The sequence below is a fragment of the Cyclobacterium jeungdonense genome, assembly GCF_010994275.1.
Classification (GTDB): Bacteria; Bacteroidota; Bacteroidia; order Cytophagales; family Cyclobacteriaceae; genus Cyclobacterium; species Cyclobacterium jeungdonense.
Genome location: NZ_WMCD01000001.1, coordinates 717,643 through 739,005 on the forward strand (window position 1 = coordinate 717,643; position 21,363 = coordinate 739,005).

Annotated in this window: 19 protein-coding genes; 11 read left to right on the forward strand and 8 right to left on the reverse strand. The window is 43.7% G+C overall.

Translation table 11 applies throughout. From position 1 onward, the window contains the following. Positions 1-2: 2 nt before the first annotated feature. On the reverse strand, positions 3-1,034 hold the full coding sequence (locus GKS34_RS02750; protein ID WP_163383269.1) for a glycosyltransferase family protein: 1,032 nt from the start codon (positions 1,032-1,034) through the stop codon (positions 3-5). A 125-nt stretch (positions 1,035-1,159) separates the two neighbouring features. On the opposite strand from GKS34_RS02750, the gene GKS34_RS02755 reads away from it, so the two are divergent. Next, on the forward strand, positions 1,160-1,978 hold the full coding sequence (locus GKS34_RS02755) for a 2,3,4,5-tetrahydropyridine-2,6-dicarboxylate N-succinyltransferase (protein ID WP_163383270.1): 819 nt from the start codon (positions 1,160-1,162) through the stop codon (positions 1,976-1,978). A gap of 17 nt (positions 1,979-1,995) precedes the next feature. Further along, positions 1,996-2,598 carry a tetratricopeptide repeat protein gene (locus GKS34_RS02760; RefSeq protein ID WP_163383271.1) on the forward strand — a complete coding sequence of 201 codons (603 nt, stop codon included), beginning with the start codon at positions 1,996-1,998 and terminating at the stop codon, positions 2,596-2,598. A gap of 53 nt (positions 2,599-2,651) precedes the next feature. Here the strand turns inward: GKS34_RS02760 and GKS34_RS02765 are convergent, their stop codons facing one another. Then, complete coding sequence (locus GKS34_RS02765) at positions 2,652-3,350, reverse strand: outer membrane protein assembly factor BamD (protein WP_163383272.1); 699 nt, start codon at positions 3,348-3,350, stop codon at positions 2,652-2,654. Next, on the reverse strand, positions 3,331-4,188 hold the full coding sequence (locus tag GKS34_RS02770; protein WP_163383273.1) for a DNA/RNA non-specific endonuclease: 858 nt from the start codon (positions 4,186-4,188) through the stop codon (positions 3,331-3,333). Before GKS34_RS02770 ends, GKS34_RS02765 begins: the two co-directional genes overlap by 20 nt. A 172-nt stretch (positions 4,189-4,360) precedes the next feature. On the opposite strand from GKS34_RS02770, the gene GKS34_RS02775 reads away from it, so the two are divergent. The 3 genes from GKS34_RS02775 (at position 4,361) to GKS34_RS02785 (ending at position 6,546) form a co-directional block, all read left to right on the forward strand. Beyond that, positions 4,361-5,569, forward strand: a complete 1,209-nt coding sequence (locus GKS34_RS02775) for a BaiN/RdsA family NAD(P)/FAD-dependent oxidoreductase (protein ID WP_163383274.1) — start codon at positions 4,361-4,363, stop codon at positions 5,567-5,569. A 3-nt stretch (positions 5,570-5,572) separates the two neighbouring features. Further along, a complete protein-coding gene (locus tag GKS34_RS02780; RefSeq protein WP_163383275.1) occupies positions 5,573-5,920 on the forward strand; it encodes a hypothetical protein in 348 nt (115 codons plus the stop codon). A 224-nt stretch (positions 5,921-6,144) separates the two neighbouring features. Then, positions 6,145-6,546: a response regulator gene (locus GKS34_RS02785; RefSeq protein WP_163383276.1), complete on the forward strand. Its 402-nt coding sequence runs from the start codon at positions 6,145-6,147 to the stop codon at positions 6,544-6,546. Between the two features lie 11 nt (positions 6,547-6,557). Here the strand turns inward: GKS34_RS02785 and lhgD are convergent, their stop codons facing one another. Next, the gene (gene lhgD, locus GKS34_RS02790; protein WP_163383277.1) at positions 6,558-7,760 is read right to left on the reverse strand and encodes an L-2-hydroxyglutarate dehydrogenase; all 1,203 of its coding nucleotides are present in this window, start codon (positions 7,758-7,760) and stop codon (positions 6,558-6,560) included. A gap of 97 nt (positions 7,761-7,857) precedes the next feature. Further along, a complete protein-coding gene (locus GKS34_RS02795) occupies positions 7,858-8,556 on the reverse strand; it encodes a VLRF1 family release factor (protein WP_163383278.1) in 699 nt (232 codons plus the stop codon). A 141-nt stretch (positions 8,557-8,697) separates the two neighbouring features. Here GKS34_RS02795 and GKS34_RS02800 point away from each other — a divergent pair, with 141 nt between their 5' ends. Next, positions 8,698-9,891 (forward strand): Gfo/Idh/MocA family protein, encoded by a 1,194-nt coding sequence (locus GKS34_RS02800; protein WP_163383279.1) that lies wholly within the window; start codon positions 8,698-8,700, stop codon positions 9,889-9,891. 164 nt (positions 9,892-10,055) lie between these two features. Continuing rightward, complete coding sequence (locus tag GKS34_RS02805; RefSeq protein ID WP_163383280.1) at positions 10,056-12,245, forward strand: DUF5916 domain-containing protein; 2,190 nt, start codon at positions 10,056-10,058, stop codon at positions 12,243-12,245. A 2-nt stretch (positions 12,246-12,247) separates the two neighbouring features. Here GKS34_RS02805 and GKS34_RS02810 read toward each other — a convergent pair whose 3' ends face one another. Then, positions 12,248-13,192: a phytanoyl-CoA dioxygenase family protein gene (locus GKS34_RS02810; RefSeq protein WP_163383281.1), complete on the reverse strand. Its 945-nt coding sequence runs from the start codon at positions 13,190-13,192 to the stop codon at positions 12,248-12,250. A gap of 160 nt (positions 13,193-13,352) precedes the next feature. Here GKS34_RS02810 and GKS34_RS02815 point away from each other — a divergent pair, with 160 nt between their 5' ends. Together GKS34_RS02815 and GKS34_RS02820 are read left to right on the forward strand one after the other, a co-directional pair. Further along, a complete protein-coding gene (locus GKS34_RS02815; protein ID WP_163383282.1) occupies positions 13,353-15,836 on the forward strand; it encodes a PIG-L family deacetylase in 2,484 nt (827 codons plus the stop codon). Between the two features lie 99 nt (positions 15,837-15,935). After that, positions 15,936-17,651, forward strand: coding sequence for a sodium:solute symporter family protein (locus tag GKS34_RS02820; RefSeq protein WP_163383283.1), 1,716 nt, complete (start codon positions 15,936-15,938; stop codon positions 17,649-17,651). A gap of 40 nt (positions 17,652-17,691) precedes the next feature. Here GKS34_RS02820 and GKS34_RS02825 read toward each other — a convergent pair whose 3' ends face one another. Further along, positions 17,692-18,540: a DUF2911 domain-containing protein gene (locus tag GKS34_RS02825; RefSeq protein ID WP_163383284.1), complete on the reverse strand. Its 849-nt coding sequence runs from the start codon at positions 18,538-18,540 to the stop codon at positions 17,692-17,694. Between the two features lie 236 nt (positions 18,541-18,776). Here GKS34_RS02825 and GKS34_RS02830 point away from each other — a divergent pair, with 236 nt between their 5' ends. Then, entirely contained in the window at positions 18,777-19,703 is a 927-nt protein-coding gene (locus GKS34_RS02830; RefSeq protein WP_163383285.1) for a 2-hydroxyacid dehydrogenase, read from the forward strand. 15 nt (positions 19,704-19,718) lie between these two features. Next, positions 19,719-20,555: a universal stress protein gene (locus GKS34_RS02835; RefSeq protein WP_163383286.1), complete on the forward strand. Its 837-nt coding sequence runs from the start codon at positions 19,719-19,721 to the stop codon at positions 20,553-20,555. Here the strand turns inward: GKS34_RS02835 and GKS34_RS02840 are convergent. Continuing rightward, positions 20,542-21,246 carry a tetratricopeptide repeat protein gene (locus tag GKS34_RS02840; protein WP_163383287.1) on the reverse strand — a complete coding sequence of 235 codons (705 nt, stop codon included), beginning with the start codon at positions 21,244-21,246 and terminating at the stop codon, positions 20,542-20,544. The genes GKS34_RS02835 and GKS34_RS02840 overlap by 14 nt on opposite strands. Positions 21,247-21,363: the final 117 nt, after the last annotated feature.

A 21,363-nucleotide genomic window follows, 5' to 3' on the forward strand; every position in this document is an offset into this window, starting at 1 on the left:
TGCTATAATTTATCCAGCATGGTTAAGAGCTGGATTTTTTCTATCTGCCAGTCGATTTCTGTACCCGGAGGTCTTTGGTAAAATTGTAGGGAAGAAAACCGCTGCCAGATATTAGCAAGGTCTTGCAGCTCGTTAAAGTTGATTTCCAATCCTGCCGGATACCTGTTTAAGATAGACCCCCAAAGCGGATTTTTGCTTATCAAAATGGGCTTTTGCAGGGCGATTCCTTCATACAATTTGGTGGGAATTTTATCCACAATACTGGGCAATGGCCGATAGGGTAACAGCAGCACGTCGGCCGTTCTGAGGGCATCCTCGATCTGGTGTTTAGGAAGGGGTATTGATGAAATTTGCAGGTTGATCCTGGGATCGATGTCCACTTGCTTTTGGAGTTCCTTTGCAAGGCTTTTCATTGGGCAATGTCCCAGGATATGTAGTTGCGCAAGAGGAACAGTTTTAAGCAGCTCTAGAAACCAGATTATGGCCTCACTAACCCCATAGGCTTCTGCAATGGTACCCGTAAGTAAGAATCGGGGTGAGCTTGGATTGGTCAAACGAAATGCAGGTAGGAACTTCTGTGGTAATTCAGCTTTATTTTCGATCACCGTGGCATTTCGAAGGCCTGGCATTTCCTTTTGGTAGCATTGTTCGGCCAACAGATGAGCATCTATAAACGGACGTCCCGACGATTCAATCAGCCGGACTAAAACAGACGCAATAGGCCTTATAGTTGCTGGGAGAGTGGCATTGTGGCGGATATTTTTCCTGTAATTTTCCTGAACATCATACACGAGTTTGTACCCTAGAAACCATTTGCCCAGCACGGCCACAGGTAGCAGTTCAAAAGTAGTGAGGATCACGAGACGTGGATTGATAGAAAAAAGATGAAACAAGAAGGTAATAGGCACCAAAAACCGAGCAGGGTGGTACCTGGATTTCGAAAAAATTTCAATAAATCGGATATTTTTAATTTTTGGTGTTTTTTTTGAAGAAAAACCTATGATGTTTAGGTCGTATTTATTTGTTTCACGCATTGAAAATCCCAGCTTATACAACATTCTGGAATCATCTACGGGTTTAAGGATAGAGGCTAAGATTACAGGGATTTTTTTGCTCATATTACAAGAACCATTCAAACAAAGCTAATAGAATATAACTTATGGAAGAATTACAGCATATTATTGAAAAAGCCTGGGAAAACAGGGATTTATTAAACGAAAAAGATGTTCAAATCGCTATAAAGACGGTAATCGCAGATTTGGACAATGGCTCGTTGCGGGTAGCTGTTCCAGCAGAGGATGGATCCTGGACGGTGAACGATTGGGTAAAGAAAGCTGTAATTCTCTATTTTCCCATTCAGAAGATGCGGACAATTGAAGTGGGGCCCTTTGAGTTCCACGATAAAATGGCCCTTAAAACCAACTATGCGAAGCAAGGTGTTCGGGTGGTGCCGCATGCGGTAGCCAGATATGGCGCGTTTCTTGCTAAAGGTGTGGTGATGATGCCTTCTTATGTAAATATTGGTGCTTATGTCGATAGTGGATCCATGGTGGATACCTGGGCTACGGTAGGCTCCTGTGCTCAAATTGGCAAAAATGTACACTTGAGCGGAGGAGTAGGAATAGGCGGTGTGTTGGAGCCCATTCAGGCTGCACCGGTTATTGTAGAGGACGGAGCCTTTATTGGTTCCAGAGCCATCATTGTAGAAGGTGTACGGATTGGCCGGGAGGCGGTAGTAGGGGCAGGTGTAACCCTTACAGCCAGTTCAAAAATAATTGATGTGACCGGGGATGAGCCTAAGGAATATAAGGGATATGTTCCTGATAGATCGGTAGTTATACCCGGTTCCATAAACAAAAAATTTAAGGCTGGAGATTTTCAGGTGCCTTGTGCATTGATTATAGGAAAGCGCAAAGCATCCACTGACCTGAAAACGTCTCTTAACGACGCCTTAAGGGAGAACAGTGTAGCAGTATAATGAATGTAACGTAATATATGATTTCTATTAAAAACCTATTAACAACCTTTGGTATAGCCTTGATTTTGGTATCCTGTGGAGACAGTGCTTCTTTAGAAGGAGATAAGTATTACAGTGAAGGTCAATATGAGGAGGCAATAATGGCTTACGCCAATTACCTGGAAAAGAGGCCGGATAACGTAAAAGCGCTCTATAATAAAGGGCGGGCGCACGAGGAGTTGGAAGATTTTAAAGCCGCAGAAACAAGCTTCAAGCGGGCACTGGCTCAAGAGCCAAAGAACATCCAGGTTTTATTGAGCCTTTCGAATCTCTATCACAAGAATGATAACCCGGAATTGGCTTTAATGTATGCTGACAACGCGGTGGAAATTTCTGGGGCACCGTCAACGGCTTACTTTCTGAAGGCAAGATCCATGCACCGAATTGGTAATGTGAAGGAAGCGCTCCGGGAGTATAACGCAGCGATTAAAATGAGTCCGAAAAATGGGCAATATTACTATTACAGGGGCATGTTGTTTGTCGCCACAGAAGAGGTAAGCAAAGCCTGTGATGATTTTAGGACTGCTCTGGAGAATGGTTACGATACGGCCAATGAAGGCTTGAAAAACTATTGTCAATAGTTGAATTCCTTTTTCCCATAAAACAGCCGACATGTGATGCATGCCGGCTGTTTTTATTCTGTCTGCAGGTGATCGCAAATCGTCTCTGATTCGAGCGTTCCACTTCCCCCGCAAGTGGCACAAACGCCTTGCTCCACCAGACTACCGTTACATTGGGTACAGGTCAGCCTGCCTTCTCCGGAACAGCGTTCGCATTCGAAGTATTCCACGATATTGAAGACATTTTTTTTGGTGACCAGTCCGTCTCCTGCGCAGCGGCTACAGCCGATTACTCCATGTCCCCTACATAATGAGCAAGGTTGCTCGGTATGGCCTTCGCCGTGGCAGGTCGTACAGGTTTGGTATCGGTATCCTCTGGAATCACAGAATTCACAGGAGCGAATGGCTGCCATGGGATCTGCCAATTTCTCCAGCAAAGCCCTGGCATTGGTGTAATGTTCGCCTTCAAAACCATTTAGATCCAGGTATTTACGGACAAAATTATCACTATTATGATATTGGCCCAATTGGTAAAGGGTTTCTGCAAAATAATAGGGCATCTCCGGGGGTATGGGCAGGTTACTGGCAATAATTTCCCGAAAATGAGCATTAGCGTCCTGGTATTTTTCACTCGCCATAGCGGCGAGTGCCCTGTCCATCAGGCGGGCAGTGGATCCCAGGCTGGGCTGATGCTGAGCCCGGGCGGTTACAAAATTCAGGCTGAGGAAAAGCAATACCAAAAAGCCTTTGCCATTATTCCAACCAATCTTCATAGGATACCTTTTTTTCTAATTCGTTTTCAATACTATCCGGAAGGTGAAAAAAGAAATCAATTCCGGAAAATTGTTCTAAACTATCTACAGAAATAGCATAATCCAATAAAGGTCGGTTTGATTTTTGATTTTTTAACAAAAAAGCCAGCATTTTATAGGATGGAGGATGAATTTCAAATAATACTTTAAAAAAATAATCAGGGACAAGCACTTCATTTTCGCCAATATGTTTTGGATCAGCTGTCATGAATAGGGGACCGGTAACCACCAGAACCTGTTCGTATTCCCTTGCCCAGGCACGCACCTGTTGTTCTAGTTTTCTCCAGATGCCTCGGTTAAATCCCGGCAATTGGGGGGAAATATTGCTCATGTAAAAGCTTTTCTCCATTGCCTGTTCTGAAAAACTAAAATCGGCAGCCGGTGCCAAATGGCCCCTGTCGAAACCGGATAGGCGGTAATCATCCGGATGAGCTGAGCCGGTAATAACAACCCCATCCTCCCGAAACACATCTTTTCTGCGGTAAGGCCCGGATAGCTCATCCTTGCTTAGCTGATAGGCTACCCAGGCGGCCTGTTCATAGGATTCCTGATAGGCAAGCAAATAAAATTCGTGATCCACGATTTGGACTGGTACGCCATCAGGCATATTGGCTATTAAAAGTAATGGGATGAGGTCGTGGCTAAATCCCTGATTATCCGGTAACGCTTTCAGTGGCTTTTTTGAAGCACTTTTATCGATAACTGGTTTGGGAGCTTTTACATCAGTTTTTTCCGAAATGGTTTCTTTTTTCTCAGAATGGAATCTGTTTTTGCTTTTTTGCCATTCCTCAATGCTCAACAGCGCGAGAAAAAAAAGTATTAATGTAATTAGTATAAGCAGCCAGAAGGAATTTTTTGGTCTTGTTTTATGCCTTCTTTTTATTTTTTTTCGCTGTTTTGACATGGAATTCCTTAAAAATGGATAATTTTGAGATTAATACGGTGCATTCACGTTCTAATAACTCTTATATATGACAATTGGTGTGGTTGGTGGTGGGGCAGCAGGCTTTTTTGCCGCCATACATGCCGCCTGTTCCGGACATAAAGTTATACTCTTTGAAAAAAACCAAAAAGTACTTTCGAAAGTATTGGTATCGGGAGGCGGTAGGTGTAACGTTACGCAAGGTACTTTTAAAAATAGTGAGTTACTAAAAGGTTATCCGAGAGGCAGCAGGTTTTTAAAAAAAGTCTTCCCACACTTCAGTACAAAAGATACTTTTTCCTGGTTTGAAAGCAGGGGAGTGCCGTTGAAGACGGAAACGGATGGTAGGGTTTTTCCTCAAAGTGATGATTCCAGATCGGTAGTTTCAGTACTACTAAATGAGGCAAATCGGTTAGGTGTCCGCGTAGAATTAAACAAGGCAGTTTTAAACATAGAAGTTCATGGAGATGGTTTTAAAATTGAAGGAAAATCCTTTTCTGAGGAGGTGGACCGCCTGATTATTTGCTCAGGAGGGACTGCCAAGCGAGAGGGATATGCGCTAATGGAGCGCTTGGGACATTCGCTGGTACCTCCGGTTCCATCGCTGTTTACTTTTAATGCTCCGGAAACAGAGCTAATTAAACTTAAAGGGATAAGTGTTCCCAATGGGCAGATTCGTTTTGAAGGAAGTAAATTGACTTATTCTGGTCCCATTCTTATCACTCATTGGGGAATCAGTGGCCCAGCGGTATTGAAGCTATCTGCATTTGGAGCCAAATGGCTGCATAACAAGAGCTATCATGCCGTAGCCCTGATTCGTTGGGATGAAGGTTTTACTCCTGAAGGACTGGCCACGCAATTGGCAGCTTTCAAAAGCAAACACCCTCGAAAAACCATTCGAAAAAACCCGCTCTTTGAAGTTCCGGCGAGACTTTGGGATTTTCTGGCTTCAGAGGCAGGCATGGAGGAGGAATTAAAATGGGAAGGTGCCAGTAAAAAGAAAATAAATAAATTGATAGAAAATCTATTCAAATTTCCATTAATAATCTCAGGAAAAACTACCTTTAAGGAGGAATTTGTTACGGCAGGAGGGATCGCATTGGATGAAATAGATCCCAATTCCCTGGAAAGCAAAAAGATACCGGGCCTTTACTTTGCAGGAGAGGTAATGGATGTGGACGGGATCACTGGAGGGTATAATTTTCAGGTGGCCTGGAGTACCGGATTTTTGGCAGGTAAATCTTCAACGCAAGCATAACTTATGAATAAAAAGTACAAAAATATCGATTTCCAGAAAATTGATGATATGGTGGAAGACGATGCGGATTTTAGAAAACAGCTATTGGAAGCCATTGAAGTAGCGCTTACCGAATTGGAGAATAGTTATTTAATAGGAATTAAGGAAAAAAGTTTGCCTGTTATCAAACAGGCCAGACACAAAATAAAGCCCACCCTGGGATTGTTTGGTTTGGAAAGATTGGCTGTAACCCTGGGAAATGGGAAACGATTTATGCAGGATAATGGATTCAGTGAGGGGCTTGAAGCCCATAAGAAGGAATTCCAGGACGCCGTTCATGCTGTGCTGGAAGAAGTAAAACAGTACCGCTAATTCCATCCGATTTAATTGTTGTTTTTAGACGTAAATTTCACTTTTTGAGTCATTTATAACTGATTTTAAGAACTTTGTATTTATTTGGATTTAATCAAACCTAATGTCTCCTGGAAAATAGTTGATATGAATCCCTTGGCCTATATTTGTTTCTGGATGGGGTTTCAGTGCTGGCAATGGTACCCCTAATCCCAAGAACAGCATTTAAAGAGTCTAATTTAAGTATGAACATAAGTTTATTGATGGTGGACGATAGTCATGTTGATGCCCTCCTCGTAGAAAATGCACTTTTAAATGAAGTAGGATGCCCAAACTTTAGTAGCTATTCCGATCCAGAAGAATTTTTGTCTTATACGGAATCTCATCACGGTATTGGGAAGTGCCTGGTACTGCTGGATATTAATATGCCCAAAATCAATGGATTCGAGGTGTTGGAAAAACTTCGATCCACCTCAGGATGGGAGCTGATCCCTGTGATCGTTTTTTCCACTAGTTCCAATACAGCGGATATCAAAAAAGCCATTCGGCTTGGAGCAAATGCCTACATGATCAAACCATTAAATATTGATGAGTACCAGGATTTGATTCGTTCGACGATTCACTTTTGGAAATGGCATGAGCAATAAAAAAGCATTAACTATCCCATTTTGGAAAGCACCAGGGAACAAACCTTGTCACCGATGGATAGGGCGCTTGTTGCGGCAGGGGAAGGCGCATTAATTACATGTACTGCTCTGGCCGTTTCCCGAATAGCGAAATCATCCAATAATCCACCGTCCCGATCACAGGCCTGTGCCCGTACACCTGCTCCACCGGCTTCCAGATCACTTTCCTGAATATCTGGTAACAAGGCTTGTAATGCTTTTGTAAAAGCTTTTTTTGAGAAAGACCGCTGGTATTCCCCCAGCCCCGTTTTCCAATATTTAGCGGCTACCTTTTGCAGGCCAGGCCAGGTCACAGCCTCATAAAACTCCTTTAAGTTAAAGTCAAATTTTTTATATCCTTCCTTTTTAAAGGCCATTACAGCATTGGGACCAGCCTCTACGCCTCCTTTCATCATGCGTGTGAAATGTACTCCCAAAAAGGGAAAGTTGGGATCAGGTACCGGATAAATCAGATTTTTTACCAGGTATTCCCGTTCTTTTTTGATTTTAAAATATTCTCCCCGAAATGGAATGATCCTGATGTCTGGGGACTTTCCCTCATGTAATTCAGCTATTTTATCTGCATACAAACCGGCACAATTAACCAGCACCCTAGATCTGATTTCTTTTTGTGAAGTACTTATTAAGATAGAATCTTTTACTGTTTTGATATCCAATACTTTATGTGATGTTGCTACATCTCCTCCAAGACCTTGAAATGCTGCGGCGTAAGCTAGTGCTACAGCGGTATAGTCTACAATTCCCGTTTGGGGAACGTGCAAGGCACCTAGCCCTTGACAATAGGGTTCAAACTCCTTCAACTCCTCTGAGCTGATGGACCTTATTCCTGTGAGGCCGTTCGCAAGACCCCGTTCCATCAAAAACTTCAACTGAGGCAACTGCGCCTTATCGGTAGCCACGACTACCTTGCCAGTTATTTCATAAGGAACGGAATGTGTTTCGCAAAAATCCAAAAGCTGCCGGTACCCGTCGATGCAATTTTTAGCTTTCAAACTCCCGGGTTTGTAATAAAGGCCAGAATGAATAACCCCACTGTTATTTCCGGTTTGGTGCCGGGAAAGTGCCGTTTCTTTTTCCAATATCACTACGGACAGATCCGGTCGTTGGGTTTTAATTTTTAGTCCTGTGGCCAATCCCACAATCCCTCCTCCAATAATTGTTATATCGTATAGCATAGTTGTTGATTACTTCGAAAACAAAGATAATGGGAGCGAAGCAATATTTCCCAAAGGCCTGTAGGAAGTTCACCAAAATTCATTAAGGGATCAGCCCCTACCATTGCTCGTCCTCATCATCCGGGTAAGGTGACAGCCCGGGCTTCCCAGAATCCTTAAACCAGTCTGACAACTCCTCTTCAAATTCCAGAGTGGCCGCTTGTAACGTTTCGTTAACCTGGAGAAGGGTTTCGTAGGTGGGATGTTGTACGTGTAGGGGGATCTTGTAAAGCCTGGGATCGTCCTTATCAATGCCGGTGCCGGCGTTAAAAATAAACGGCCACAACGTTTTTGAACAGGAATACCCGATCATATCTACCGGATGATGACGCAGATAGGAGGTGACTTTTTCATGGATTTCCTGGAAAAAAACCTCCGCTTCTCCCAGACGAACCCTTGAACCGGCTCTCGATTTTCCTTTGGTTTTCAAGTATTTAATTTGACTTTTCCCCTGCTTTTTCCTGACCATGTATGCCCGATAAACATTATGTGAGATGTTGCTGCCATTTTCAAAATACCCCACGGCGGCAATTCCAGCACGAACCATAAACAGAATCCAGTTCGTCTCCTTTGGCCAGATTTTTCCGGTTTCGGCCTCCCAATTATAATGTAAGGGAAGCCGTAAAGCACCCACACGGATTCCGTCTTTATAAATGTTTAGCTTGTGTTGGGAAGGAAGGTACTCCAACTCAATAGCCCTAATCTTTATCCAATCCAAAAATGCAGGGAGGGTATCGGCTTTGATCAATCTGTGCATGTCGGAATACGGGAATTCATTTTTTGTTAAATGGACGTTTTATTTATCACTACTCGAGAAAACAAACAGATTCCTGGGACATCCATTTTCAATCCCCGTCAATTTTACTACTTTTATTCCCAAACCCAAAAAAACAGATCAATGAATATCGCCATGCTCGGTTCGGGCTTTATTGCTCGCTTTTACGCCACCACGCTTCATGCACAACGAAGAAAGGATCGGATTCTATCCGTCTATTCCCGAAATACCTCTCACGCGAAAAAGTTTGCTGCTGATTTTGGCCTGAATAAATACGGTAGTGAGATGGAAAAAATCATTCAGGACCCAGAAGTAGATGCTGTGATAGTCGCGCTTCCTAACCATTTACATGAAGAAGCGGTGCTGGCTTGTGTGGCTGCCCAGAAGGCGGTATTATGCACCAAGCCATTGGGTCGAAATGCCAGCGAGGCCAAACGCATGCTGGAGGCAGTGGAGAAAGCCGGCATATTTGCAGGTTATTTGGAAGATCTGTGTTACACCTCCAAGTTTTTGAAATCCCTGGCCAGCATAAAAGCAGGAAATCTGGGCAAAATCCTGTGGACCAAATCAAGAGAAGCGCATCCCGGTCCTCACAGCGATTGGTTTTGGGATAAAGAGCAATCAGGAGGGGGAGCCATTATTGATTTAGGCTGCCATTGTGTAGAAATAAGTAGAAACTTTATAGGTAAATCGATTCGTCCGGTGGAAGTGATGTGTTGGGCAGCTACCCAGGTGCATCCAATCGATGCGGAGGATCATGCGATTGGTTTGGTTAAGTATGAAAATGGGGCCATCGGGCAATTTGAAGTTAGCTGGACTTTTCGGGGAGGAATGGATTTACGGGACGAGGTGATGGGTACGGAAGGTACTGTTTGGTTGAACAGTTTTTTACGCACCGGCTTTGAGATGTTTACAACAGGTAAAGGAGAAAACTATATCGCTGAAAAAGCCGAGTCAGATTCCGGTTGGCTTTTTCCGGTTGGCGATGAGTCACATGAACTTGGTTATCCGCAAATGTTTAGTGATATGTTTGATGCCATGGAGCAGGGAATAGAACCACAGGAAACCTTTTATGATGGTTATGTGGTGAATGCCATTCTGGATGCTGCCTTTCTCTCAGCAAAAAGTAAAAAATGGGAAAAAGTAATACTGGAAGACTGGCGCGGTGATAGCGGAATTAGAGAGGAAAAAAGCCAGGTTTCCTACGATGAAAAGTACTACTTAATTAAAAAAGAAATATTACCTAACGGAGCGGAAAAAGTAATTCTGAAAGACAAGGTGACCGGAGAAATCAAGCAGAAGACAATAAGAGACTGACCACTTATACCTTGCATCAGCTATCAACGTAATTTTCGGTACTTTTTGGGAATTAAGGCCAAAAAAAAGTTCGTAATTATATTATTTAGGCTATAATTGCGCTTCAAATTTTTATTAATCTAAGCAAGGACGCAGTCAATCTTCCAGGTTGGGTGTTGAATAATATGGGAAAAACGGTACGAAATAGTTGGTTTATTCTGGTGGCAGTTCTTTTAAGCCTTCCGGCATGGGGTCAGAAGATCAATGAAGATTACAAGTTGCATATAAAACGAGCCAGCTCGTCCATCACCATAGATGGAATCGTGGACGAACAAGCGTGGAAAGACGCAGAGGTAGCCAAGGATTTTTACATGATTCTTCCCATGGATACCAGTTTTTCCCAGGTGGAGACAGAGGTGATGATGACCTATGATGAGGAGCGCCTGTATCTTTTGGTAATTAACCACCATGCCGTACCCGGGCCTTATTATGTGGAATCTTTGCGCCGGGATTTTTCTTTCGGTAAAAATGACAATTTCCTGTTGTTTATGGACACCTTTGATGACCAGACCAATGGCTTTTCGTTCGGTGCCAATGCGGCAGGCGCTCAGTGGGATGGGATTATGTACGAAGGAGGGAAGGTAGATCTTAGCTGGGATAATAAGTGGGTCTCCAAAGTTAAGAATTACGAAGACAAATGGGTCTTTGAAGCAGCCATCCCATTCAAATCTATCCGGTATAAAAAAGGTATCCGGGAATGGGGTATTAACTTCAGCCGACTGGACCTGAAGACCACCGAGAAGTCTGCCTGGGCACCCGTTCCCCGGCAATTTCCCTCGGCTTCTTTGGCCTACACGGGAGTGTTGGTCTGGGACGAGGCTCCCCCAGAGGCGGGAATGAATATATCCATCATTCCATATGCTATGGGAGGCAGGGTGAAGGATCACGAGGGTGGTCTGCCTACCGATTACCAAAACCGGGTAGGAGTTGATGCTAAAATTGCCATTAGTTCTTCGTTAAACCTGGATCTTACCGTAAATCCTGATTTCTCTCAGGTGGAAGTAGACCGGCAAATCACCAATCTGGACAGATTTGAATTGTTTTTTCCTGAACGAAGGCAATTCTTTCTTGAAAATGGGGATTTGTTTGCCAATTTTGGTTACGAAACCATACGGCCCTTCTTTTCCAGACGGATTGGGCTGAATGCGCCCATACAGTTCGGTGCCCGACTCAGCGGTAAAATCAACAGGGATTGGCGAATCGGAGCCATGAATATGCAAACGGGACAGGTTGAGGAAACATTGACACCCTCACAGAACTTTACGGTAATGGCTGCCCAGCGGCGCGTGGGACAACGATCCAATATTGGGGCCATTTTTGTTAATAGGGCTTCCATTGGGGAAGTTCCCGGTGTCAATGGCACCGATGCCACCGTAACAACGGACTATAACCGAAACCTGGGCCTGGAGTACAACCTGGCTTCTTCCAATAACTTATGGACAGGAAAGGCTTTTTTCTTAAAATCGTTTAGCCCTAACCAATCAGGGGAAAGCCTGGTGCATGCCGCTAACTTGAAATATACCAGCGGAAATCTCACCTGGGAATGGAAACACGAATACGTTTCTCCCCGATACACCGCCGAAGTAGGTTACGTTCCGAGAAATGGCTATTACCGGATCAATCCAAATACCGCCTATTTGTTTTTTCCCGATAGCAAAAAAATTCTTCGGCACGGTCCCACGATCAATTCGTCTCTGTTTTATAACATGAATTGGGAACAAACCGATAACATCACCGAACTGGGCTACACGATGCGTTTCAGGAGTCAAAGTAATCTGACGGCGAGATATGCTTACAACCGGATTTGGTTGCAGCGGCCGTTCGACCCTACCAACTTTAGTGGAGATACCCTGGCAGCTTTTACGAATCATACCTGGAGTTCCGTAGGCATGGAATACGTTTCCAAACCTCAGAGTCTTTTTACCTATTCGCTCTCGTCTCAGTATGGGGGCTATTTTGCGGATGGCGAACGATTCAATTTTTCCGGGGAATTGGGATACCGCTTTCAGCCTTATGTGGGACTGACCTTAACCGGAAACTACAACCAGCTGGATTTGCCCGAGCCCTGGGGAGATACGAGATTCTGGCTTGTAGGTCCACGAGTGGATGTGACCTTCACCAATACCCTGTTTTTTACGGCATTTGCACAGTACAATGAGCAAATAGACAATATTAACCTGAATACCCGGTTTCAGTGGCGATTTAAGCCCGCTTCCGATCTGTATCTGGTGTTTACAGACAATTACCTGCCGGCCCCGTTTTATGTAAAAAACAGAACACTGGCATTAAAATTTACCTATTGGTGGACCCTTTAATGTTACCAAAGGTCCAGTCCTAATAACTTTCTTCCCAGCGGGCTGAGGTTGGCTTGCGGATAGCGGGTTTGTTCCCAATTTCTCGGATCTCCGGGAAAAGCAAACCCATCAGGAGCAATGCGGTCCCTCCAGGAAGTAATCCGCCAATTTCTTAATGCTTCATCTTCATTTGCCGCCGGCATCATGGAAATGTACTGGGCCATTCGAACGCTATTTTTACTTCGATTAGGTCGAATACCGTGGGGCAACTTGCTATTAAAAATCAATAAATCTCCTTCCTCCAGTTTTACCTTTGTTAGGGTATACCCGCTAATATCCGGCTTGAAAATGTCCCGATCATTGGGTTGGTTTTTTTTCCAGGTATCGAAATTGCGATACAATTCCGGGACGCATTGAAATCCTCCCACGTTTGGATCCGTCTGATCGTTTAGTGCGACCAATCCCTGAACGTTGTCTTCATCTGATTCGGGATCGTAATCCCAGTGAATAAATCCCTTGAATTCAAAATCCGGCCGTGCAGGGAGGTTGAGATTGGCCCGGTCTATGGTTACCCACAATTCATCTATTCCCCAGATGTCAGCGAAGGATTCGTAAACCTTGGGATATTGACGGATATCCCATAAGTATTGGTGATTGTAGATTTCCACCATGCCACTATTGGTGAGTTCTTTCATTTTCATTTCACCTTTACTCGCAGCATACCAGGTTTCGGAATCATCAGGATTCTTCTCCTCAAATTCCCATAACAGGCTTTGCAGACGGGTGGTATAACCTCTTGGAACTGCCTTTTTGACAATCACATACCCATTTTCTTTCCAGAATTTCCAGTCTACCTCAGTCAGTACCTTCAAGGGTTTGTTTTGCGAGCGGTTGTTTAATTTTACCTTCCCGCCAGCTGTTGCAGAAGGATTTCCGGGAATATCTTTATGTTTTTTCGTTACGGCCATGGTAAAATTTACTTATCTTACAGGCAGAATATACTGGTAAAAAATAACTTTAACAAGCAGTGTTGCCAAACGAATAAATTTCTTAGGGGTTTTAATCTGCCTATATTTCCACTAATGTAAATTAGTTTTAGGATCGCATATACTATGCTTAGCTTGAAATATGATACCTACACCAACGCGTCTTTTTTCCACCGTCTTCCTTTTCGTCCTGGGATTGTTTCCGGGATTTTGTTCTTTTACAAGCGCTCAGAGCAGTTCGGAAATTTACCATGACTTACTGAAGCTCAAGGAAACCAAAAGGGTCTTGTACCTGGCTGCTCATCCCGATGACGAAAACACAAGGCTGATAGCCTATTTGGCGAATGCAGAACATGCTGAAGTAGGTTACCTGTCCCTGACCCGGGGAGGTGGCGGCCAAAACCTGATCGGAAAAGAATTGGGTATCGAATTGGGAATGATCCGTACGCAGGAATTGCTTAAAGCAAGGGAAACGGATGGAGGCCGGCAATTCTTTTCCCGAGCCATCGATTTTGGATACAGCCGTAATCCAGACGAAACCCTGAGCAATTGGGATCGAAACAAATTGCTATCCGATCTGGTATGGGTGATCCGCAATTTTCAACCGGACCTGCTTATTACCCGATTTAATACCATTCCAGGCACAACTCATGGTCATCATACTACCTCTGCCATTCTTGCTGGGGAGGCCTTCGTACTCTCTGGAAACGCCAATGCCTTCCCTGAGCAGTTGAAATGGGTGGAGCCCTGGTCTGCAAAACGGATATTTTGGAATGCTTATAATTGGGGCGCACAGTACGAACCCAAACCCGGTATTCCTTACCACACCTTTCCAGTTGGTGCATTTAATTCCCTTTTGGGTACCAGCTATTCGCAAATTGCAGCCGATAGTCGCACCATGCATAAATCCCAGGGGTTTGGTTCTACTGCCAGTATCGGTGAAAGTAAAGATTTTATCGAATTCGTCGCTGGAGCTCCTTTTGAAAACGACCCTTTTGAAGGAATTCCGGACCGCTGGCGAAATCTGGATAAAGGTGCTGAGATTAAAAATAGTATTGAAATACTCCTTGACACGTTCGATTTTGCAAATCCGGGCAACAACCTGCCCCGTCTACTGGAAATTAAAGCGCAATTAAATCAGGTTCAGGAAAGTTTACCTTGGGTCAAAGAAAAACAAAACCAGCTAGAACGGATTATTCTGGATGTACTGGGTTGGAAGGCTTTGTTTTTGGCCGACAAAGAGTTGTCTTATCCATCAGATCAAATCCAGGGGAAACTGATAGTCAACCTACCTGGTGAGCAGGGTGTGCAACTGGAAGAATTTGAGGTACTGGATAGTGTTTATGAATTGGAGGGCAAGGTAGCGGATAATCAGCCGTTTGAATGGGAGCATGAACTTCAGATACCGGCAACCCATCCTATATCGCAGCCTTATTGGCTGAAAAGCCCACCCAAGGAAAACCTTTATATCGTAGAATCACAGCAAGCAATAGGAAAACCCTTTAATGATCCGGCTGTTTCAGGAACCCTTCGTTTCCGGATTAAAGATCAACTTTTTAAGGTTAACATTCCGCTACAGTACCGATATAATGATCAGGTAAATGGCGAAATCATTCAGCCATTCACGGTAGTGCCAAAAATTTCCCTTTCGATTGATCAGGAAAATGTCTTTTTATTAGGGAAACAGGAGGCAAATATAGGCGTTACCCTGGCGTTTGAGGAAGAATTGGAAGAAGGAACATTGGGTATCAGCGGATTGGGTAGGGACGATTATTCTGTAGTGGAGCGTATAGAGGACAGGGCCAACAACAGAATCTATTTTAACCTCGCTCTAACCAATCCTAATGGGGAAGCCCGATCTTCCCATACCGTTTTTTATAAAACCCAGGAGGGGAGGATTTACGACCAGGGAAAAAAACGTATAGAGCATCCGCATATTCCCAATCTGACTTATTTTCCACAAGCCTCCTTTAACCTGATACGGTTAAATATGGACATGCGGAGTCAGACAATTGGCTACATTCCGGGTGCCGGCGATGATATTCCTGAAGTTTTGAGAAACCTGGGCTACACGGTGGAAATTCTCGAAAACAGCAACATGGGACCTGCTATTTTCAGTAATTATTCCACGCTCATAGTGGGAATTCGCGCCTTTAATGTTAATCAGAACCTGGCCAATCAGACGGCGGCTTTGATGGACTACGTTAAAGAAGGAGGCAATCTGATTGTTCAGTACAATACCAGCTCACCTTTGCTGTCCAGAGAATTTGGACCTTACCCTTTGGAACTATCCAGAGACAGGATTACGGTTGAGGAGTCACCGGTTAAAATTCTGTTGAAAGAGCATCCGGTGATGAATTTTCCAAATGAGATCAGTGAAAGTGATTTTAAGGGATGGGTTCAGGAACGAGGGCTGTATTTTCCTGGCAATTGGGATGATCGCTATCAAACTCCTCTGGAAATGCAGGATCCAAACGAACCACCCACCCGGGGATCACTTTTAGTGAGCAGTTATGGATCGGGGCACTATACCTATTCGGGCATATCCTGGTTTCGATTACTGCCAGCTGGCGTACCGGGAGCTATCAAGTTATTTGTAAATTTAATCGAACAAGGCAATGAGTAAGGAGAAGGACTTTCGGCACTGGGCCGGTTTGTACTGGATGCAGGTAGTGGTCCTGGCCGTATTGATTGCGTTGTTTTATTGGTTAACCCTGGCTTTTTCATGAGTTACCTGGATTGGGCCATCATGTTTGGCACCTTGCTGGCCATTGCTTCTTATGGCGTTTACAAAACCTATGGCCCCAAGGACATGGATAAGTACCTTCGGGGAGGAAATGATCTAAGCTGGTGGACCATCGGACTTTCCATTATGGCCACGCAGGCTTCGGCCATTACTTTTTTGAGTACCCCGGGACAAGCCTATGCAGATGGCATGCGCTTTATTCAGTTTTACTTCGGATTACCCGTGGCCATGATTATTATTTCGGTGGTTTTTTTACCGATCTACTATCGGTTGAAGGTATACACGGCTTACGAATATCTCGAATCCCGTTTTGATCTGAAAACCCGAACCCTTACTGCTGGGTTATTTTTGATCCAACGAGGCCTGGCTGCCGGGATTACCATCTATGCTCCCTCGATAATATTATCCACCCTTTTGGGGTGGAACCTGACCATTACCAATTTCTTTATTGGACTGGTTGTGATCATTTATACCGTATCCGGAGGAACTAAAGCCGTATCCATTACACAGAAACAACAAATGACGGTCATGATGGGTGGTATGATTCTGGCCGGAATTATCGTCATTCAAATGATTCCGGTGAAATTTACCGACGCCTTGCATTTGGCTGGGAAGATGGAAAAGTTAAACATTGTCAATTTTGAATTTGACCTTTCGGATCGCTATAATTTTTGGTCTGGGGTTACTGGTGCTTTGTTTTTGTTCCTTTCCTATTTCGGAACCGACCAATCACAGGTTCAACGCTATCTGAGCGGACGCTCCCTGACCCAAAGCAGAATGGGATTGATGATGAACGGGTTTTTGAAGGTGCCCATGCAATTCGTTATCCTGTTTATCGGGGTGATGGTTTTTGTGTTTTACCAGTTTTTTCAGCCCCCTGTCATCTTTAATACCGTTCAGTTGGATAATCTCAAGCAAAGCGAATACCTTGGCGAGTTGGAAGAACTTGAAAAAGAATATACAGAAGTGTTCCAAAGTAAGAGCCAAAGCATTCAGGAGTTGCTAGGAGCTATTAAGTCCGAAAATACGCAGGAAACACAGAAATATAAATCAGCGATTTTTGAACAGTCTTACCAGCAGGAGCAGGTAAGGAAGCAGGTGAAAGCGTTGATTGTCAGAAACGATCCCCTGGCGGAAACCAATGATACAGATTACGTATTCATGCGATTTGTGATGGATTACCTACCGAAGGGGATTGTGGGATTGCTATTTGCTGTAATTTTCAGCGCAGCCATGTCTTCTACCGCATCCGAATTGAATGCGCTGTCATCCACCACCACCATAGATATTTACAAGCGCTCCTTGCATACAACCGGTAGTTCCAGGCATTACATGCTGTCCTCAAAATGGTTTACAGCACTTTGGGGATTGTTTGCTGTTCTCTTTGCAACCTATGCTACCTTATTTGAAAACCTGATTCAGGCTGTCAATTTGCTGGGGTCCCTGTTTTACGGAACCATTCTGGGCATCTTTTTGGTAGGATTTTTTCTGAAATGGGTAGGGGGAAAGGCAGTATTTATCGCAGCTATCATTGCGGAATTGATGATATTAACCCTTCACTATTTCAATGGAACCACCCTGTATGGTTTTGATGTGGATGTGGGGTACCTTTGGTACAATGCCATTGGCTGTTTATTGGTGATGCTGATGGCCATGTTGATTCAGTCGGGAATAGGACCTGAACCAAAAAAATAAAGAAATTGGAGCTGCATTTTGAGCAGCTCCATATAAAAAATTATTTAAGCGATTCAATCAATCGCTCGTTTAATCTTACGTAGTCGGGATTATTGGCTTCTTCGGCCATCGCCATTGATCTTTCAGCGGTCTCAACGGCTTCTGTTTTCATACCTAATTTGGCCTGGATTTTTGCTTTTAGGTGCACCGTATAGTACTTGGGGTCCTGATTTACCGACTTGGTAATCCATTCAAGAGCGGTATTCAGGTCTTTATCATTGGTGAAGTAATAATTTGCTGCCTGAAAATAGAGGCCCGGATTATCAGATTCCTGGTCGATTAGCAATTCCCTGATTTGTTTCATTACAATCGGGTCTACTTCTGATTCGATTCGAAATTCAATTTGCGTTTTATCCCAGGAAAGGTTAACGGTAGCACCGGTATCCGTAAGTTCCGCAAACTGAATGGTCATGGTTTCCACCACTGGTTTTTGCTTTCTTGCCGGTACCTGGATTCGCAAGGCATCATCTTCGGCGCTGTAACCCATTGCTCCCCAAAGTTCGGTCTTTTTGGAGAAAATGACGGTCCATTGGTTTTTACCGGGGATGGTGTACAGGGCATATTTTCCGGCTGGAAGCGCCTGACCGTTTACACGAACATCCGTATCAAATTCAAGTGTTGTAGGATTATTTGCACCGGTTCTCCATACTTGCCCAAAGGGCACCAGTTCTCCAAAAATTTCCCTTCCTTTTTTTCCCGGTCTGGAATAATCCAAATGCAAGACAGTCAATCCCATTTGTTGAGACACTTTACTGTGAGGGCTTGCCGGAGGCATGTTAATTTGAGCAAATCCGACTAATTGGACCAATGACAAAATAGTCGCTAGAAAAAGCATTTTTTTTGTTTTCATAGATATTTATAATTAAATTGTAGTTATGAACCCGTTAAAATACAACCTGTTTATACCACTGGTTTTTTCCTTATAGCAACGGTATCAGAATTGCGGGCAAAGATAGTTAAATTACTATTAATATATGTGTGATTCCGTAGTTCTTGCGGGAAACGGTCTATCCGTAGCTCATAGGAACTGGGGATTTTTGAATATTATTTTTACTGGTTTTTAATATAAACGATAACATTCTTTCAATGGGACTAGCAATTGTTGCGCCAAGTAAATCAAAAAAGGAAATCGCTAATTGGATAGCGGTATTTAAAGAAATTGATCCTCATATCGAACTTCAGGTTTACCCGGATATCAGCAAAAAGGAATCTGTAGAAGTAGTGGTTCTCTGGCAGCATCCCACCGGAATTTTAAAGGAATTTCCAAATTTAAAGTTAATTTGCTCCATGGGCTCAGGAGTGGATCATATCATGGCCGATTACGTTCCTGACCAGGTACCCATTACCCGGATTGTTGATCCACGGTTGACCTTTTCCATGACCAATTATGTGGTTATGGGGATTTTGAATTACCATCGGCAGCTTCTTCGCTACATACGGGATAAGCAGTCAAAAACCTGGGATATGACCAACCCCGAAATTCCTATAACAGTAGGGGTGATGGGAGTAGGCGAACTGGGTGGGGATGTTCTCGATAAAGTGGCCGGTTTGGGTATTTCGGTGATTGGATATGGCAACCGACCTAAATCCGATTTCAGGCATCCCTATTTTCATGGAGAACAGCTCCAGGAGTTTTTAAACGAAGTGAATGTGGTTGTTTGCCTGCTTCCACTAACGCCAAAAACCGAAGGATTTCTGAATAAGGACCTATTTCAGAAATTTCAAAAAGATACCTACCTGATTAACGTGGCCAGAGGAAAACACCTGATAGAAGCGGATTTAATTCCTGCGATCGAATCCGGCCACATTTCAGGAGCCCTTCTGGATGTCTTCCAGAAAGAACCCTTACCTGACAATCACCCCTTTTGGGAGCAGGAACAAATTACAATTACCCCACATATTGCAAGTATTACGAATCATAAGGCTGCAGCACCACAGATTATGGAAAATTACAGGAACCTACAGCAAAACCTTCCCCTGGCCAATCAGATAAATAAGGACCAGGGCTATTAAACCTATTATTTCGTTATGAAAACCTATACCATTCTTTGTCCTACCGATTTTTCGGAATGTTCGTTAAATGCCATAGAATATGCTGCAAAACTGGGCGAAAAATTTCAGGCAAAGCTGATCCTGTTCCATGTACCGGATAAAGAAGATTACGAGAAACTTTTTCCTCAAAATATTTTGGACCAAAGTCTGCACACTGCGAGGAAAAAGTTGCAGTCATTAGTAGCGGCCGTTCAAGAGGAAAGTCTTGCGAATGGCCTTTCCTCTTGTGAAGGAATTATCCGCGAAGGAAAAACAGTAGCCACCATTTTGGAATTTTCTGAAAGCGAAGGTGCGGACCTGGTCATCATGGGTACCGAAGGAATTAATGAGTTCAAAAACAATTACATTGGCACTAAATCCAGTAAAGTGGTCCTTCAAGGGGGCTGCGATGTCTTCATCATTCCGCGAAAGGTCTTTTTCAAAGTTCCCAGGAAGTTGGTTTACGCAACCAATTACCTGGAGGAGGACAAGCTGGCCATTCAGCGTGTGGTGGAAATCGCCCAAATGTTTGATGCGGAGTTGGACGTGGTTCACGTGAGTACCAAAATTAAATCCATCGATAAGGCCTTGCATCTGACCATGGTGGATGAATTACAACCTTTTATCCACTATGAAAAAGTAAACTTCGTTTTGAAATCATATCGTGATGAGCCGGGTCTTGGTCTGGAGAATTACCTGATTACGGCCAAAGGCAACATTCTTTTTACCCTGAGTAAGAAGAAAACATGGTTCGAACAATTATTTACAAGTAACCTTTCCAAAAAAATGTCTTACTTTATCAATAAGCCTTTATTCGTCATCAAGAACCTTTAATCTTTGTCAGGATAAAGGTTTTAAATTCATTTCGGGTCTCTTTATCGGTAACGATTTTTTTCAGCGTAGCAAAAAAATGAGCCAGACCATTGGATTTTCCACTATCCTCTAACTGAAAAGGAACGCTCCCTGCTCTCGGTCCGGTTCCATTTTCCAGGTTTGGCTCAGTAGGTTTAGCGGGTGAATGACCGGTAAGTTCGTCTGCAACCGAAAAGCTCCTCTTGGATGCGCTTAGATATCCTAATTTTTCCTCTATCATCCCCTTGTTGTTTTGAGCAATGGCATCTTCAGGATCCAGCGCAATGGCGCGTTCATAATCGGCAATGGCTCCCTGGAAATCACCTATCCGATCTTTAAAATAAGCCCTGCTGGAGTACCTGTAAGGGTTTTTGGGATCCAGATTCAATGCCTGATCGAAGGCATGCATGGCTTCGTCGTTTCGTTTCAAAAGGTGAAGTACCACTGCCCGGTCACTGATGAAGGTGGTGTTGTAAGGTTCCAATTCCATCAAGGCGTCAAAATCGTTGATTGCCTGGTCCAATGCTCCGAGTCGGGATTGTATTCTGGCCCGGTAGTGCAGGTATTGGGCCTGGGGGCCTTCCAAATTTACCAATCGGTCAAAAACCTGTAATGCTTCCTCAAACTTACCTTCTTTATAATATGTGATTCCTGTTTCCAACGTTTTCACCATGCTTTTCTTTGGTACACTATATATACAAAAGTAAGGAAGGTATTGTTTCCGTTCGCCCTTGTTAATCCTATATTCTTTTTATATTTGACCTCTTATCGAGCCATTTTTAAATCAGGT

Bases quoted from the DNA above. Each gene is read 5' to 3' on its own strand.
- GKS34_RS02750 (WP_163383269.1), bottom strand. From the start codon at position 1,034: ATGCGTGAAACAAATAAATACGACCTAAACATCATAGGTTTTTCTTCA.
- GKS34_RS02755 (WP_163383270.1), top strand. From the start codon at position 1,160: ATGGAAGAATTACAGCATATTATTGAAAAAGCCTGGGAAAACAGGGAT.
- GKS34_RS02760 (WP_163383271.1), top strand. From the start codon at position 1,996: ATGATTTCTATTAAAAACCTATTAACAACCTTTGGTATAGCCTTGATT.
- GKS34_RS02765 (WP_163383272.1), bottom strand. From the start codon at position 3,350: ATGAAGATTGGTTGGAATAATGGCAAAGGCTTTTTGGTATTGCTTTTC.
- GKS34_RS02775 (WP_163383274.1), top strand. From the start codon at position 4,361: ATGACAATTGGTGTGGTTGGTGGTGGGGCAGCAGGCTTTTTTGCCGCC.
- GKS34_RS02780 (WP_163383275.1), top strand. From the start codon at position 5,573: ATGAATAAAAAGTACAAAAATATCGATTTCCAGAAAATTGATGATATG.
- GKS34_RS02785 (WP_163383276.1), top strand. From the start codon at position 6,145: ATGAACATAAGTTTATTGATGGTGGACGATAGTCATGTTGATGCCCTC.
- lhgD (WP_163383277.1), bottom strand. From the start codon at position 7,760: ATGCTATACGATATAACAATTATTGGAGGAGGGATTGTGGGATTGGCC.
- GKS34_RS02795 (WP_163383278.1), bottom strand. From the start codon at position 8,556: ATGCACAGATTGATCAAAGCCGATACCCTCCCTGCATTTTTGGATTGG.
- GKS34_RS02800 (WP_163383279.1), top strand. From the start codon at position 8,698: ATGAATATCGCCATGCTCGGTTCGGGCTTTATTGCTCGCTTTTACGCC.
- GKS34_RS02805 (WP_163383280.1), top strand. From the start codon at position 10,056: ATGGGAAAAACGGTACGAAATAGTTGGTTTATTCTGGTGGCAGTTCTT.
- GKS34_RS02810 (WP_163383281.1), bottom strand. From the start codon at position 13,192: ATGGCCGTAACGAAAAAACATAAAGATATTCCCGGAAATCCTTCTGCA.
- GKS34_RS02815 (WP_163383282.1), top strand. From the start codon at position 13,353: ATGATACCTACACCAACGCGTCTTTTTTCCACCGTCTTCCTTTTCGTC.
- GKS34_RS02820 (WP_163383283.1), top strand. From the start codon at position 15,936: ATGAGTTACCTGGATTGGGCCATCATGTTTGGCACCTTGCTGGCCATT.
- GKS34_RS02825 (WP_163383284.1), bottom strand. From the start codon at position 18,540: ATGAAAACAAAAAAAATGCTTTTTCTAGCGACTATTTTGTCATTGGTC.
- GKS34_RS02830 (WP_163383285.1), top strand. From the start codon at position 18,777: ATGGGACTAGCAATTGTTGCGCCAAGTAAATCAAAAAAGGAAATCGCT.
- GKS34_RS02835 (WP_163383286.1), top strand. From the start codon at position 19,719: ATGAAAACCTATACCATTCTTTGTCCTACCGATTTTTCGGAATGTTCG.
- GKS34_RS02840 (WP_163383287.1), bottom strand. From the start codon at position 21,246: ATGGTGAAAACGTTGGAAACAGGAATCACATATTATAAAGAAGGTAAG.